The organism is Synechococcus sp. KORDI-100 (assembly GCF_000737535.1).
Classification (GTDB): Bacteria; Cyanobacteriota; Cyanobacteriia; order PCC-6307; family Cyanobiaceae; genus Parasynechococcus.
In genome coordinates, this window is the sequence record NZ_CP006269.1 from 1,556,205 (window position 1) to 1,571,433 (window position 15,229).

The window sequence follows — 15,229 nt, forward strand, 5'->3', positions numbered from 1 at the left end:
ACCTTGGGGGAGTAATGAATTCAGCGCACAGCTGGCTGGAAGCGCTCGCTCGGGATCGGGGCCATCAGGAACAGCTTCGCCATCAATGACACGTTTGCAAGCCAGTGGGGGAGCTTTTTGGCCAGCCGGAGAGGAGCGGGAGCATCGCTCGCGTCGGCTGCGCTGAGAGCGGCGTTATGGCTGACTAGACCTTCAAGTCGATCCCAGAACTTCTGATTTCGAACATCGAGGACAACAGGAAACACCCGTGCCGAGGTTTCGTTGGTCTTGTCGATCACCATGCGGTCGTAATCGCGGGCGTCAAGGCCGAGTGATTCATAAAACTCCTTCCTGGCGACATCCCGCACGTACATGGTTGCGAACACGGCCAGCAGGAAGAATCGACACCAGAGTTTGGCAATCGGCCCGCGCACGGTGTCTGGCTGAGCCTTCATCAGGGCATCAAAGAAATCCCCATGACGGTTTTCGTCTTGACACCAGTTTTCGAAGAAATTGAAAATTGGGAAGATCTTGCTATCGGGATTCTTTTCCAGGTGGCGATAAATGGCGATATAGCGCCAGTAGCCGATTTTTTCGGAGAGGTACGTGGCGTAAAAAATAAACTTTGGCTTGAAGAACGTGTACTTCTTGTTCGCTGTTAGGAAGCCGAGATCAAGCTGGACTCCGAAATCACTCATGGATTTGTTCAGAAATCCGGCATGACGGGCTTCATCCCGTGCCATGTGAGCAAAACATTCAGCGAGCAAGGGATTTTTCTGCTTGATGCGACGGCTGAGCTCCTTGTAAAGGAGAAAGCCTGAGAATTCAGACGTGCAGCTTTGCTCCAGAAACTCGATGAAGACCTTGCGGGTTTCCGGGTCGAGCTTGTCAGCGGCACCTTCAAATTCCTCGTTGCGGACAAAGTGATGCCGGTTGTAGTCCTTACGGAATTCTTCGCAGATCGCTTCGAGTTCTGCCTCGTTGGGTCGAAGATCCATGGAGGCCATCGCCTCGAAATCCGTTGTGTAGAAACGGGGGGTGAGGATTGTGTCCTTGACCGGATCCTTGGTTGCAACTGCGTTGGCTTCGGCCTGCTGCGCAACGGCGGTGGGGGGGACCATCAGCTCCGATCTCGCGGTGCAACCCAATGTAGAGGGGACTCGCCAGATCCTGGTGGATCAGTTACCTCCGAGCCACTTCTGTCCATTGAGGCGTTGCATCAGGCGGGAGACCAGCAGCGCCAGGGACATGCGTTTCTCATCGATCAGGAAGGATTCCAGCAAGGTCGGCTCGCTGCCGGGGTCCGCGAGTGTGATGGTTTTGCTGCTGGTGATGTCACTGCTTCCAAAACACAGCCAGAAGCGTCGTCCTCCAGGCAGTTCACCGACCACCATCGGACAGGCCCCTCCGACGACCGGTCGCTCTCCGTCCACCAGCTCGAGCCTTTCTGGAACAAGGTCGTAACGCTTCAGCTGTGAAGAGATCTCGGGCAGAAATTCCTCAGCCATGAAGATCTCAAAGGGTTTGTCCTCAGGCTTCGGGGGCTTTGCCTTCGGCTTGGGTTTGGGCTTGGCCTCACCCTCTGGTTTCGCCTGCTTGGGGGCCTCGGCAGGGGTTTCGCTCACCGTTCGATCCTCACTGCTGGAACTGTAAGCAGACCGGATGCTCGCTCACCAATCGCGATCCGGATCCTGGTCCCAGTCGTCCGTCTCCCGATGGCTGTTCCGAGCCTCTTGCCCTGTGGAAGTGCCGCCTGAACGGGATTCCTGAGACCGGTCTTCTGCAGGGGATGTCTGCGGGCGTTGAATCACCCGATAGGGCACAGCCACGGTTGGTGCCGGATCGCGGACATCGCGTTCTGGCATCACCGGGGGTGGCGGTGCCACGGGTGCTGAAGCAGTGGGTTCAAAGATCACAGGATCGGGAGCTGCAGGTCGACCCATCGGCTGGTGGAGCGTGCGACGGAGCGGCGCGCGCCCTGGAATGAGAAGCAGAGCTGCCACTCCACTGAGGGATGCACCCGTCGCGGCGGCAATGGCGGTCCAGGCGCCGAGGGGCAACGGTGGCGATCGCCAGATCAGCACCTGAAGCTGAGTTGTGCCGCTCCGGTTCATGGCCGACAGCACAAGGACGGCAACAACCGGCAGCAGGCAGGGAAGCAGCAGAACCCGCCGGATCAGCGTCATTGGCGTGGTCCTTTCCAGCGATCCAGTGGGGCAAGATCCTCATCGATCCCATCAAAGATGCGGATCACCAGAAAATCGACCATCTCAGCGAGGCTGGTGGGCCTTGTGTACCAGGCCGGAATCGGCGCAGCGATGCGGGCTCCTGCTTCAGCCAGTGCCGTGAGGTTGCGAAGATGAATGAGATTGAACGGCATCTCCCGAGGGACGATCAGCAGAGGGCGTGATTCCTTGAGATGAACATCGGCGCACCGTTCGATCAGATCAGAGGCCACCCCGGCACTGATGCGCCCCACTGTTCCCATGCTGCAGGGAAGAATCACCATCGCTTTTGAGCGGAAACTGCCGCTGGCGATAGCGGCGCTCTGGTCGTTCCATCGATGGCAGATCAGCTCGCCGGTTGAAACCTTGAGGTGCTCTCTCCAGAAGGCCTCCTGCCTCTGCGGCTCCACAGGAATCGACAGGCCCTGCTCTGCGCGGAACACCTCGTGGGCGCCGCGACTCAGCACGAGATGGATGGTGCGTTCACGCTGCAGCAACAACTGCAAGGCACGCTCAGCGAGAGGCTGAGCGGAGGCACCCGTCACCCCGAGGACGTAGGGCAGCATCGTCAGCCGTCGCTGAGGGTGACAGGAACGGCAGCCGGTTCTTGCTCGGCGGAGGGATCAACAACCGGCTCTGATGCCACTTCGAGGTCGATCTGGTTTCTGAGAACATCCACCTTGATCACCTTCACGCGAACGGGATCTCCCAGCTGATAGGTGCGTCTGTTCTTTCGTCCGACCAATCGGCTCTGTCTGGATCGGTATTCGTACCAGTCGTCATTCAGGGAGCTGACATGAACCAGACCTTCAACGGCAGTGGGTCCAACCTCAACAAAAAATCCATAGCTCTGAACACCGCTGATCCGGCCATCAAGATCCTTGTTCAACATCGGTTCTGCCGTCCTGGCCAGGACCATGGCGACCAGGTCCCTTTCCAACTCGAGAATCTGGCGGCGTCTCCCGTTCAGTTTCTGGATCAGACGATCCGTGCAGAGCTGCTGAAGCTTGTCCTCGATCGATCCGGCGAACAACGGCCAGGACACCTGACCGGCGCAGTCGCGGTTGCCCAGGGTGAGACGTTGCTTATGCCTGACGGTTGGCCGGTCCTTGCCGTCACTGAGAAGGGTCACGATGACCTGCTGGTTCGCCAGATCCACATACATCTGACCTGGGCAGCACCAGGGCACCAAGGGCTCTGAGCTGGATGGTTCGACAGCTGGCTCCGTGTCGGGCAGGGTCACGGTCGTCTCTCCCCCGTCCTGAGGTTCCGTCCTGCCATTGAGTGATCCGAAAAATCCGTCCTGCAAGGCGTGACTGAGCTGTTGCTCGAGCACCCTGCGTTGCGGAGCCTTTTCGATCAAAGCCATCAATTCAGAGGCCGAAGGGCTGCCCTCGTCATTCAGTTCCAGGGGCAGGTCCAGGGCGAGGGCCGTTTTGGCAACATCCGTGAGCGCAGTGTCGTCGGCTTGACCGCTGTGCAACTGAATACCAGGCAGCCGCAATGCGGTGGCGTGACGACCCCAGGCTCGGTTGGCCGCTCTCAGCAGCGGTTGGAGTAACGACTGGGGATCCGTTGCATCAAGGGCATCAAACCAGCGATGACGCAGTCCGGTGGGGTCGACCCAGATCAAATCACCCAGCGCATCGATCTCCGGAGTGTGAAGCTCCAGCTGAATCGCACCCCGGCGCTGCTCGCTCTCAAGCAAACAGCGGGCGCAGAAGAGCAGCGTTTCAAGTTGCCCGAGTTGATCCTTGATGGACTTCAGGGCCGCAGGAATGGTGCGTGCCTTCGGTTTGCGAGCGGCTAAGGCCTTCAACTGCGCCGGTCCGATGGTTGCGATCGGACGGATTGAACTGAGCGTGAAGGACCAGTCGCTGAGCTCTCCATTCGCGGTGACATCAAGGCGAACGCTGATGGCCTCAGCGGTTTCATCGACGTTGAACTGGCTGGCTTTGCTGAGCGGTTCGTTGAGCAGAGGCTGCCAGACCTCCCCGAGACAGATCGCCTCTGAGCGCTCCCTCAACCAGAGATCGAGACTGTTCCCGCAGCCGACCCGCTCGGCCACGGACGGCACGTGGACCCACAACCGCGATCCACCGGAATGGGGCTCGACATGGACGGCAGGCAGGAACGGTGCCTCATCGTGGTTCCAGCTGCGCAGCAACAGAGCGGGTTGATCAGTGAGGTCGGTTCTCCCCTTGGTGGCTGGTGATTTAGGCGACACTCTCGGAGCCGCGGGACGGGCCTGTAGTCCTGCTTTCGTGAGCAGAAGATCACGGTCTGAGGCTGCCCCGCCGCTGAGGGGGAGAGAGCGTGCCACATGGCCCTCGGCCGGGCACTGGGCCACGGGGTAGCGATCCACATGGATCTCGACCACCGAGGTTGGAGGATCTTGTTGTAGGTGCTCAGCGTCCTCTCCGGGCAGCTGAATGCTGGTCAGCAGCCGATCATCGAGGGGTACAGCAACCAGCTGGTCGTCCTGCTGCTCCACCTGGCCGAGCAGCGTTGTGGTCGCCCGCTCGAGAATGCACTGGACACCTCCTTCAGGCGAGCGACGGCGACCCCCCTCCCGGAGAATTCGCACCAGAACCCTGTCTCCGTTCCAGGCGTGATTCAGCTGATGATCACGGATATAGATGTCTTCGCCGCCATCGTCACGGATCGCGAAGCAGAAGCCTTTGCTGCTGCATCGCAGTCGGGCTTCGATCAGGTCTGGGTTATCCCCACGCAGCAACCCGTCACTGTCGCGGGACTCGATCACCCCCAAACGACCCAGAGCCGAGAGAGCCGTCTCCAGCGAGAGCTTGTCGTTTTTGTTGGTGAGTTTGAGGCTTTTCGCCAGAACAGCTGGTGACGTCGGTGTCTCAACAGACAGCTGATCCAGGACGTCGGCGACCGTGAATTTCATCGAGGCTGATGGCGGAACCGATCGTCAAGACCGGGAGACGGGTGGCCGATGGAGGGAATCGCATCAAGCGATGCGAAGCGTGCAGAGAACTCCATTCCCACACGTGATCCTAAGAGTCGGGTTGTTCGCGATCGGGCCAGAGCAGCCGGATGCCGATCACCAAAAATCCGATTCCTGCAGCCAGTTGCAGCAGATCCGTTGGAATCACGGAGGCAATCGATCCGCCTGCCAGGGCACCAATCAGGCTGGCCACCACCAGAGCCGATGACGAACCCAGAAACACCGCCAGCGGACGATCGGAGGTGCCACTGAGCGCCACCGTGGCCAGCTGGGTCTTGTCGCCCAGTTCCGCCAGGAAAACAGCGACGAACGTGGACAGAAGCAAGGTGAGATCCATTGTTCAAGCTGCGGATGAAGCAAGAAAAAGAGAGCGGCCTGCCTGGGCTCCCAGCCAGAGGCCAAGTCCGATCATCAGAACGCCGGCCATCAATTGCAGCCGTTCCGGTGGCAGAACCTGCGCCAACCAGCGACCCACGAGCACGCCGACAAGGCTGGAGGCGATCAACGCTGTTGCTGCGCCGAGAAAGACCAACCAGGGAGCTCCGGACTGAGCGGACAGAAGCAGGGTGGCGAGCTGTGTCTTGTCACCCAGCTCCGCAACGAACACCGTTGTGAAGGTGCTGACGAGCACTGTCAGAAAAGCCGGTCGTTCATTCGAGCCGGATTGCATCAGTTGGGAGCTCGCTGGGCACGGTTGAACCTACGCATCACAGCGCTTCTTCCTCCATACCGTGAGCGAATCTGCTGACGGCAGCATTGCATTGCAAAGGCGTCCAGCGAATCCGACTCAACCTCGAAGAGTTCGCCAAGCTGACTGACCCTGCAGAAATCAGGCCTTTCGGAGTAGATGCGGCAACGTCGTCCGCCGCTGTCGTAGTGAATGCACCAACCGTCGTTTCCCACCATCGCCAGATATCGATTGCGCTGCTCGTCAGACAGGGCAGCCAACGCCTCCTGCCGTTCATCCGGAGACAGATAACAGCAGGCGCCACAGTGTCGAATGCACTGCCATCGTTCTCCGCGACTGTTCATTGCTGTCGTTGTGACAAGACTCGGCAGACTGTGCTGGAATCCACTGAGTGACAGCGCCATTTTTTCATGGGCATCGATTTCCACCTGATTGCCAATTTCGGCGCCCTTGCCTTGATCACCCTGGCTGGCCCAGCCGTGATCTTCATTCTCTTCTACCGCCGCGGTGCGCTCTGAAGGCCTGATTCAAGGTCTCAGTCCAAGACCGAGAGAGGCCTCCTCAAGAAGTTGAAGCACCATCGGGTGGCGAGCGAGAGGGTCGTTGCTAATCAGGGTTGATCCCGGTTTGATCTCCGCGCAGATCTCCTGACCTTCATCATTACGAACAGCAAGCCCTGTTTCTGAGACGCGACGGGCGTTGTAGCGGTGATCGCCGCGCACCAGATCAATGCATTCACTGTGCTGCCTGAGCGCTTTCAGCTCAAGTTGCACACGGGTTTCACCCTTCCAGCGGTTCATTCCGATGGTGAACGCAACATCACAGCGTTCCGGCAACGCCTCCTCGCTGCGCCAGCGCCAGGCGATGGCGCGTCGTTGAACATCGTCCTGACTGAGTGTGAGAGAGAGATGGCCACCACTGAGAAGGCGCGAGTTCAAAACTGCGCAATCTCTCGCCCAGAACAGGGGCGCTTCGTTGCCGACACCAAAGGGTTCAAGCTTCTGCAGCTCGCTCCAGAGTTCCCAGTCGATCTGTGAGAGACGTAGGAGGGCTTCCGGCTGAACTGGGAGCCCCTCTCCGGCGCCGGACAACCAGTGCTGCGCCAGGTCATTCAGCTGCGCATGCAGTGCACTGACATGGGCAGCGACCACGGTGAAACCACCGGCAGCGGGATGCCCTCCGTAGCGGTCCAGGAGCGTGTGGCAAGCCTTGAGAGCAGCATCAACGGCAAAGCCCTTCGGTGCTCGCACCGATGCCCTCAACATGCCGTTCCCTTCACCGGCGAGTAGGGCCGCAGGCCGGTGGTACCGCTCAACAAGACGTGCCGCGACAATGCCGATGACGCCGTGATGCCAGTGGGACTGGGCAAGCAGCAGAAAGGGAGGCAGCCCCCCCGTGTCCGCTTCGATGAGAGCAACGGCCTCGGCTTCGATCGCATCGCAAAGGTCCCGTCGCTGACGGTTGTAGTCATCGCAGCGTCGTGCCAGCCCCATGGCGACATCCGCATCCACGGATGTCAGAAGATCCACCACCAGACTGGGCTCCCCGAGACGCCCGACCGCATTGATCCGAGGGGCGATCTGAAAACCGATGTCGTCGCTGCGCAAGGGCCGATCGTCCAGTCCAGCCAGTCGCTGAAGGGCTTTGAGCCCAGCACAGTCCGTGCGGTGCAGATGTCTCAGTCCCTCATGCAGCCAGCGTCGATTCGCCCCCTGCAACGGGGCCATGTCGGCCACTGTGCCGATGCAGAACAGATCCCTTGCTGAGCGGATCGCTTCTGGTCGTTGCAGATCCTCTGCGACCGCCAATGCCAGCACATAGGCAAGTCCCACGCCGGCCAGACCCCGATAGGGCGAGGTTTGGGGTGTCGTGGCCGGATGAATCAGCGCCGCCATCGGCGGGCGTTCCTCAGGGATGGTGTGGTGGTCCGTGACGATCACCTCCATGGCGAGCTCGCTGGCCAGTTCGAGTGCCTTCCGCGCTGAAACGCCGTTGTCGACGGTGATCAGAACCCTGATGCCGGAGTCATGCAGCTCCTGAACCATGCGTGGATTCAGCCCGTAGCCGTCATCACTCCGCGATGGAATCGCCACGGTCGGTCTGGCCCCCAACGGGGTCAGTGCCTGCAGCAGAAGGGCACTGCTCGTCATGCCATCGGCGTCGTAATCACCACAGATCGCCAGAGCCTCCTGTTCTCTGCAAGCACGGCTGATGCGCTCGACCGCTGCTCTGAGATCAGGGAACTGCGTGCTCGGATCCGGAAGTGCCGGTGGATCGAGCAGATCGAAGGCCTCCTGTACGGTCTTGATGCCTCGCCGCATCAAGAGACAACGCAGAGGTAACGACAAGTCGCATCCCGACAGGGGATCCGGCTCGATGACTGCGGGAAGGGACCAGATCCAGGAATGCTTGGTTTCAGACAACGTTTGGGGCAAGGAGCGGCCCTGTCGGACAGCATTGTGCTCTGCAATCAACGGTCTGGCCTGCATGACCCAGCTTCGCGCTGTCTTCTGGGATGTCGATGGCACCCTGGCGGATACGGAGATGGACGGCCATCGTCCGGCCTTCAATGCGGCTTTCGACGAACTCGGTCTGCCGATCCACTGGGACCCCGAGCTCTACTCCAGGCTGCTGGCGATTCCGGGAGGTCTGCGCCGGGTCCGGATCTATCTCTCAGAGCGGGATCTGTCGGTGAGCGATGAGACGCTTCTGGATCTGAGAGAGATCAAACGACGCCACTACCTGGGCCGCATCCAGCAAGGGCATGTCGGCTGGCGACCCGGTGTGCGTCGTCTTCTGCATGCCCTCGACAAGGCCGATGTTCCCCAATGGATCGTCACCTCGAGTGGTTACCCCTCGGTCATGGCCCTGCTTGAGGCTGGTGGCGAGGACCTGCCTCGATTTGCGGGAATCATCACATCCGATGATGTGAGCGAAGGCAAACCCTCACCGGCGGGATACAGGCTTGCCTTGCAGCGGAGCGGTTGCCCTGCTGCAGAGGGCCTTGCTGTGGAGGATTCCGCCGTTGGCCTGGAAGCAGCGCGTGCTGCAGGGCTGGCCTGTCTGCTCACTCCCTCGCCCTGGGACACGGGTCTGGTTTCTCTCCTCTCCCGGGCAGTCGCAGCGGTGAATCATCTCGGTGATCCTTCAAATCCAGCCACCCATCTGCATGGCCCCCCTTGCTCGGAGGGGTTGGTGACGCTGGAGTACCTGCAGGATCTGATCTTCGGCACGCCCCGATGAGCACAGTGCAGGACACACGCTTGTCACGGGTTCAGGGTCGTGTTGGCGATCGCCTGTTGCTCGGCTTCAGGGGGCCTTGGTTGCGCGTCAGTCTTGTGCTGCTTGCCGTCCTCGTCGGGTTTTTTCTGGGAAGCAACGTCACGGAGTACATCGGAGAAAGCATTGCGCTTGCGCTGCGATCGGTCGCGGCCTTCATCTTCATGGTGATGGTGGAGATCCTGATCCGTCTGCGATTCAGATTTGCCGGTTCTCCAATCTCCCTGACCTGGCAGGTGATCGATAACCTCAGGATCGGTTTCACGTACGCCCTGGCTCTGGAGGCCTTCAAGGTTGGATCCTGATCGCCCCCTTAAGATCCCGGCCCGCGATCTCGATCGGCTGCTGGCCTCGATTGGGGTGATGAATCGGCAGGACTGGAAACAGAGCTGGCTGGATCGCGATATCCAAACGGTTGGCCGAGACCTGTGGGCGCCCGGTACCTCAGCTGACTGGCTCTGGTGCCTGGCCCTCCCGCTGTTGACGCTGGCTGAGCGAAGGGCCGGGATGCATCGGAGCCTGATCGGACTCAGTGCTCTGCCTGGATGCGGGAAGACCACGCTCGGCGCCTGGCTGGAGGTTGCCGCTGCAGCGATCGGCCTGTCCTTTCAGGTGGTGTCCATCGACGACTTCTACCTGTCCAGTCCGGCGCTGGACCAATCCATGCAGGGCAACCCCTGGGGTGTTCCAAGGGCGATACCCGGGAGCCATGAGCTGCAGCTGATGGCACTCGCACTGGATGCGTGGAAGTCTGGAGGGCAGGTGCAGTTCCCCTGTTTCGACAAGGCCCTTCGCGAGGGGCGCGGAGATCGCAGCGGTTGGCGAATCTGTGATGCCTCGGTGGTGCTTCTTGAAGGGTGGTTCGTTGGTTGTGAACCGCTGGCTGAGACCGACGCGATTGACATCGGGTCGGATCATCTCGACCCTCCCCTTCAGGAGGCAGAGCTCCGCTATCGGTCAGCCGTCCAGGCTTCGCTGAAGGCGTATCGACCGATCTGGCAGCAACTGGACCACCTCTGGCAGATCAAGGCACCGGATCTGAACGCTCCGTCTCTGTGGAAACGCCAGCAGAACGACTCCCAGCAGCGCCTGCGGGGAGCGGGACTTCCGGATGATGAACTGAGGAACTTCATTCGGATGGTCAGCTCAGCCATCCCATCGATCAGCTTCGATCTCGCTGATGCCGATGTGGTTTTCTCAGCGGATGCGCAGCGGAATCTTCGATCCCTGCAGCTCCGAGACTGATTCAGGACTCGCTCTCGTCCGTTTCGCTGATGGGATACACAAATCCCTGAGCCCGGCCGCTCAGCACCGATTTGCCGATCGACATGGCCTTCTCCGCAGCCACGGCTGCTTTGGCTTTCCAGATGGCGTGGCGCTGGTTGCGCTTGGCCTTGGAGGTTTTCTTCTTCGGTACAGCCATTGCGGCTCAGACATCGCCAAACGCTGATTGTCCCGTTTGATGAGGCTTCGCGTCAAATCGCTAATGTCTGCGCAGTGCTGATCTGCCGTGAGTTCAGATTCGAACGGCTCAAAGGAGTCCGCAGGAACCACGGATCCGACGTCACTGACGCTGTTCGGAAAGGGCCGGCCGGAGCCGCCCAGCTACTCGGATCTGCTGAAGGAGATTCAGCAGGGCAAGGTCAAGTCTCTTGAGCTTGTGCCATCACGACGCGAGGTGAAGGCGGTCTACTCCGATGGACGCGAGGTCAGCGTTCCGGTGTTCGCCAATGATCAACAGATCCTGCGAACCGCGGAGGACTCCGGAGTCCCCCTGGAGGTCCTCGACACCCGTCAGGAACAGGCCATGGCGGGATTGGTCGGCAATCTCGCGCTGATTCTTCTGATCATCGTCGGTCTTTCCTTTCTGTTGCGACGCTCTGCCCAGGTCGCCAATCGTGCGCTCGGTTTCGGGCGCAGCCAACCGCGGATCAAACCGCAGGACGATCTCCAGGTTCGCTTTGAGGATGTCGCCGGAATCAACCAGGCCAAGCAGGAGCTTCAGGAGGTCGTCACGTTCCTGAAGCAACCGGAAAGCTTCATTCGTCTCGGCGCCAAGATTCCAAGGGGCGTTCTCCTGGTCGGGCCACCCGGAACCGGCAAAACCCTGCTGGCCCGAGCCATTGCCGGCGAGGCCGAGGTTCCGTTTTTTTCGATGGCAGCGTCGGAATTCGTCGAGCTGTTCGTCGGGGTTGGCGCGAGCCGGGTTCGAGATCTGTTCAAAAAAGCCAAGGAGAAAGCTCCCTGCATCGTGTTCATCGATGAAATTGATGCTGTTGGCCGTCAGCGTGGTGCCGGCATCGGGGGAGGAAATGACGAGCGTGAACAGACGCTGAATCAGCTGCTCACCGAGATGGACGGCTTCGCGGACAACGCCGGTGTGATTCTTCTGGCCGCCACGAACCGTGTCGATGTTCTGGATGCCGCGCTGACAAGGCCGGGCCGTTTTGACCGGCGAATCGATGTGGGGCTCCCCGATCGACTCGGTCGTGGGGAGATCCTTTCCGTTCATGCCAGGACCCGTCCCCTGGATCCGAGCGTCTGCCTTGAGAACTGGGCCAGACGCACCCCAGGGTTTTCAGGGGCGGACCTGGCCAATCTTCTGAATGAAGCGGCGATCCTCACGGCCCGCCGTCGGGCGGCGGCCATCGCTGACTCCGATCTCGAGGCCGCTCTGGAACGCATCACGATGGGCCTTGCGGCAGCGCCACTTCAGGACAGTGCCAAGAAGCGACTGATCGCTTACCACGAAATTGGCCATGCACTGGTGGCGGCACTGCTGCCGGAGGCGGACCGGGTGGACAAGGTCACGCTTCTTCCCCGCAGTGGTGGGGTCGGGGGGTTTACCCGCCTCTGGCCAGACGAGGAGGTCCTTGATTCCGGCCTGATGACACGCTCAAGTCTGATGGCACGGCTGGTTGTGGCGTTGGGAGGCCGGGCCGCGGAACTGGTCGTTTTCGGTCGCGAGGAGGTGACCCAGGGCGCCAGCGGAGATCTGCAGATGGTGGCCCAGCTGGCCCGTGAGATGGTGACCCGTTTCGGCTTTTCATCCCTGGGCCCAGTGGCGCTTGAGGGAGCTGGCACGGAGGTTTTTCTCGGGCGGGACTGGTTCAGTCAGCGCCCCGGTTATGCCGAGACCACCGGTCGAGAGATCGATCAGCAGGTTCAGGAGCTTGCACGTCGCTCGCTCCAGCGTGCGGTTGAGTTGCTGGAGCCACGTCGAATTGAAATGGATCGCCTGGTTGACGCTCTGATTGAGGAAGAGACCCTTCAGGGTGATCGTTTCATGGTTCTGGCCGGACTCACATGATCCTGCTGCTCCTGCTTCCTGCGCTGCTCGTTGTTCTGGCGGCGCGGATGTCGATGGAGTGGCTCTGGTTCGCGCAATTCAACCTCGAGAGCGTTCTGCAGCAACGCTGGGTGTATGCCCTGGTGTCTGCAGCTGCAGCGGCCCTTGTCGTGGTTTGCCTGTCGCGCTGGCGTCGATCCCTCGATCACTGTCAGGACCCCAATCCCACCGAACCGTCCTGGTTGAGCGGCTTCGGATACAGCGCGGCCCTGTTGTTGTGTCTTCTGACCCTCATCGCCAGCACAACGCTGGCAGGGGGACTTGCAGTCCTGGCGTTCACGCAACCCTTCGCGCTCTCCCACTGGCCCGAGGCGTTGGCTCAGCTGAGCCCTCCCTCGACCGTACTGATCACCGTGATTCTGATGCTCGCTCTTGCGGCGGCGTTGCGACGACGTTGGCTCGGATGGATGACCTTAGGTGTCTCCGGGTGCCTCATCTTCGTCGTCGGACGAGCCTGGGGGCTGTGGATTCTGGCGTTTCGGATTCCCGATTCCGGATTCCGTGATGCCCTGCTGAACACCGATTCAAGTTTTGCACTGGGTCGCTTTGGGGCGTGGCGCTTCGGCCTGGAACTGGTCTTGCTGCTGCTGATCTTTCATCTTTCGGCAGCTCTCTGGCTGCGCCTTACCCGTGCACCCTCACTGTCTGACTGGGCGGTTGCTCGCTTTGAGCCGAGCTTCCGGCGTGGACTGCAGAGCTGGACAGCAGCGCTGTTCGCGGTGTTGTCCGCCCTTGTTTGGCTGTCGAGATATCAGTTGCTCTGGACACGCACCGGCGTTGTAGCAGGAGCTGGCTGGCTTCAGGACCATTGGCTGTTGCCTCTTCGCACCGGCATCGCTGGACTGCTGCTTCTGGCCTCCCTGGCCTTGCTGGCTGGATATGTTGATGTCCGTTTTCGAAGGATCCAACAGCTGTCAATCGTTCTGGTGGCTGTTCTTTTGTTCACTGAACTTCTGATCACCCCACTTGTGGGCTGGCTCTGGCTTCGCCCCCGGGAATTGGTTCTTCAGACCCCGTACATCGAGGAGGCGATCCGATCAACGCGACATGCTTTTCAGCTTGACCAGATTGTTCGAAGCATCAAGATTCCCTCTCCCAAGCTGACCGCAGACGATATCGCTGAAGGGCGAAGCACCCTCGATAACGTCCGGCTCTGGGATACTCAGCCTCTGCTGCAAACCAACAGCCAACTCCAGGAATTGCGGGTTTACTACCGCTTTTCCGGTGCCGCTGTTGATCGTTATCCGCTGCTCACCGATCAGGACACCTCTCAGCAGGTGATCCTTTCTCCGAGGGAACTGGACCAGTCGGAACTCCCGCCGCGCTCAAGATCCTGGCTCAATAAACATTTCGTGTTCACCCATGGCTACGGCTTCACGCTCAGTCCCGTGAACACCTTCAGTAACGACGGGTTGCCGGATTACTTCATCAGTGATCTAGGCGCTTCCACACAGATCAAGGGCAACGAAGATCTGGGCATCAGCCGGGAGGTTGTTCGTCAGGAAGTGCCTGTTGACCAGGGAGGTCTGTACTTCGGCACCGTTCCTGCCACCTATGCCGTTGCTCCGACCGAGGTTGATGAAATCGACTATCCCGAAGGCGACGTCAACGTTTACACAAGCTACGTGGGATCCGGAGGGATCCCGATTGGGACGCTGCCTCAACGATTGGCTGCTTCCCTCTATCTCGCCGAGCCGCGGCTGATGTTTTCGCCATCGATCAATCCGGACACCCGTTTGATGATGCGTCGCGATGTTCGTGAACGGGTCCGGGCACTGGCACCATTTCTGCAGCTTCGCGGTGCTCCTTATCTTGTTTCGGTTCCTTTGGAGGAATCCAATCAAGCCTTTTCTCCAAAACAGCATCAGTTTTGGATTGTGGAGGGTTACACCGATTCCGTCACATATCCCTACAGCTCCGCGGTCAGTACGAAGGATCCCGATCGCTATCTGCGGAATTCAGTCAAAGCCGTTGTAGATGCTTACAACGGAACAGTGCATCTGTATGTGAGTGAACCTGATGACCCCCTGATCCAAGGTTGGTCGCGCGTTTTTCCTGGCTTGTTGGAACCTCTTGAGGCGATGCCTCAGCAGTTGAAAGATCATCTACGAGTGCCGGAAGACCTGTTCAGCGTGCAGGTTCAACAGTTGCAGCGATATCACGTCACAGACCCTCGGAAGTTCTACAGCAGTGACGATGTTTGGCAGGTTCCGCTTGAAACCTATGGACGTGATCAGGTTCCCGTGAGGCCATACCACATCACGGCCCAGGTTGGGACAAACAGTGCCTCAGAGTTTTTGCTTCTTCAGCCACTGACACCTCTCGCCCGTCCAAATCTCAACGCCTGGCTTGCTGCCCGGAACGACAATGAGCATTACGGTCAACTCCTGCTGATTGATTTTCCTCGCACCTCACCCATCCTTGGTCCTGAACAAGTGCAGGCTTTGATCAACCAGGAGCCTGAAATCAGTAAGCAATTCGGATTATGGGATCGTGGCGGATCTGAGGTGCTTCAGGGAAATCTGCTGGTTGTGCCTGTTGGAGATGCACTGCTCTACGTTGAACCGGTTTATCTGAAAGCGAGTCAAGGTGGTTTACCGTCATTGGCTCGCATTGTTGTCAGCGATGGCAAAGAGATTGCCATGGCCAAAACACTTGATGTAGCCATTGCTGAACTTCAACAAAAAACTCCGCCGATGGTTTCATCGGCGGAGTAGGTGGATTTTGTTGAGCGTTCA

The 15,229-nt window shown here is 59.6% G+C and carries 16 protein-coding genes; 6 read left to right on the forward strand and 10 right to left on the reverse strand.

Annotation, left to right across the window (positions count from 1 at the left end; translation table 11 throughout):
* Positions 1 to 20: 20 nt before the first annotated feature.
* From acsF to KR100_RS07900, 8 genes are all read right to left on the reverse strand, one after another.
* Positions 21 to 1,100, reverse strand: coding sequence for a magnesium-protoporphyrin IX monomethyl ester (oxidative) cyclase (gene acsF, locus KR100_RS07865; RefSeq protein ID WP_038548335.1), 1,080 nt, complete (start codon positions 1,098 to 1,100; stop codon positions 21 to 23).
* Positions 1,101 to 1,157: 57 nt separating this feature from the next.
* Positions 1,158 to 1,604 carry a DUF2996 domain-containing protein gene (locus tag KR100_RS07870; RefSeq protein WP_038544609.1) on the reverse strand — a complete coding sequence of 149 codons (447 nt, stop codon included), beginning with the start codon at positions 1,602 to 1,604 and terminating at the stop codon, positions 1,158 to 1,160.
* 45 nt (positions 1,605 to 1,649) lie between these two features.
* Positions 1,650 to 2,165 (reverse strand): hypothetical protein, encoded by a 516-nt coding sequence (locus KR100_RS07875; protein ID WP_038544611.1) that lies wholly within the window; start codon positions 2,163 to 2,165, stop codon positions 1,650 to 1,652.
* A complete protein-coding gene (locus tag KR100_RS07880) occupies positions 2,162 to 2,770 on the reverse strand; it encodes a flavin prenyltransferase UbiX (protein WP_038544613.1) in 609 nt (202 codons plus the stop codon). Before KR100_RS07880 ends, KR100_RS07875 begins: the two co-directional genes overlap by 4 nt.
* Before the next feature lie 2 nt (positions 2,771 to 2,772).
* On the reverse strand, positions 2,773 to 5,115 hold the full coding sequence (locus tag KR100_RS07885; RefSeq protein ID WP_038544615.1) for an RNB domain-containing ribonuclease: 2,343 nt from the start codon (positions 5,113 to 5,115) through the stop codon (positions 2,773 to 2,775).
* 109 nt (positions 5,116 to 5,224) lie between these two features.
* Entirely contained in the window at positions 5,225 to 5,512 is a 288-nt protein-coding gene (locus tag KR100_RS07890; RefSeq protein WP_038544616.1) for a TMEM165/GDT1 family protein, read from the reverse strand.
* A 3-nt stretch (positions 5,513 to 5,515) separates the two neighbouring features.
* On the reverse strand, positions 5,516 to 5,845 hold the full coding sequence (locus KR100_RS07895) for a TMEM165/GDT1 family protein (protein WP_204207660.1): 330 nt from the start codon (positions 5,843 to 5,845) through the stop codon (positions 5,516 to 5,518).
* Positions 5,845 to 6,207, reverse strand: coding sequence for a YkgJ family cysteine cluster protein (locus KR100_RS07900; protein WP_038548337.1), 363 nt, complete (start codon positions 6,205 to 6,207; stop codon positions 5,845 to 5,847). The genes KR100_RS07895 and KR100_RS07900 overlap by 1 nt, the downstream gene beginning before the upstream one ends.
* Before the next feature lie 66 nt (positions 6,208 to 6,273).
* On the opposite strand from KR100_RS07900, the gene psb30 reads away from it, so the two are divergent.
* A complete protein-coding gene (psb30, locus tag KR100_RS07905) occupies positions 6,274 to 6,381 on the forward strand; it encodes a photosystem II reaction center protein Ycf12/Psb30 (protein WP_006041509.1) in 108 nt (35 codons plus the stop codon).
* Between the two features lie 9 nt (positions 6,382 to 6,390).
* Here the strand turns inward: psb30 and recJ are convergent, their stop codons facing one another.
* Positions 6,391 to 8,286 (reverse strand): single-stranded-DNA-specific exonuclease RecJ, encoded by a 1,896-nt coding sequence (gene recJ, locus KR100_RS07910; protein ID WP_038548340.1) that lies wholly within the window; start codon positions 8,284 to 8,286, stop codon positions 6,391 to 6,393.
* Between the two features lie 64 nt (positions 8,287 to 8,350).
* Between recJ and KR100_RS07915 the strand changes: the two genes are divergently transcribed.
* From KR100_RS07915 to KR100_RS07925, 3 genes are read left to right on the forward strand one after another with little or no spacing between them, the layout of a single operon-like run.
* Complete coding sequence (locus tag KR100_RS07915) at positions 8,351 to 9,106, forward strand: HAD-IA family hydrolase (protein ID WP_038544620.1); 756 nt, start codon at positions 8,351 to 8,353, stop codon at positions 9,104 to 9,106.
* On the forward strand, positions 9,103 to 9,447 hold the full coding sequence (locus KR100_RS07920; protein ID WP_038544622.1) for a DUF565 domain-containing protein: 345 nt from the start codon (positions 9,103 to 9,105) through the stop codon (positions 9,445 to 9,447). Before KR100_RS07915 ends, KR100_RS07920 begins: the two co-directional genes overlap by 4 nt.
* Positions 9,437 to 10,387: a phosphoribulokinase gene (locus KR100_RS07925; protein ID WP_051847399.1), complete on the forward strand. Its 951-nt coding sequence runs from the start codon at positions 9,437 to 9,439 to the stop codon at positions 10,385 to 10,387. Before KR100_RS07920 ends, KR100_RS07925 begins: the two co-directional genes overlap by 11 nt.
* A gap of 1 nt (position 10,388) precedes the next feature.
* Here KR100_RS07925 and rpmF read toward each other — a convergent pair whose 3' ends face one another.
* Positions 10,389 to 10,565: a 50S ribosomal protein L32 gene (gene rpmF / locus KR100_RS07930; protein ID WP_038544624.1), complete on the reverse strand. Its 177-nt coding sequence runs from the start codon at positions 10,563 to 10,565 to the stop codon at positions 10,389 to 10,391.
* Between the two features lie 144 nt (positions 10,566 to 10,709).
* On the opposite strand from rpmF, the gene ftsH reads away from it, so the two are divergent.
* Complete coding sequence (gene ftsH, locus KR100_RS07935; protein ID WP_239420451.1) at positions 10,710 to 12,452, forward strand: ATP-dependent zinc metalloprotease FtsH; 1,743 nt, start codon at positions 10,710 to 10,712, stop codon at positions 12,450 to 12,452.
* Positions 12,449 to 15,208, forward strand: a complete 2,760-nt coding sequence (locus KR100_RS07940) for a UPF0182 family protein (protein ID WP_071839875.1) — start codon at positions 12,449 to 12,451, stop codon at positions 15,206 to 15,208. Before ftsH ends, KR100_RS07940 begins: the two co-directional genes overlap by 4 nt.
* The last annotated feature ends 21 nt before the right edge of the window (positions 15,209 to 15,229 follow it).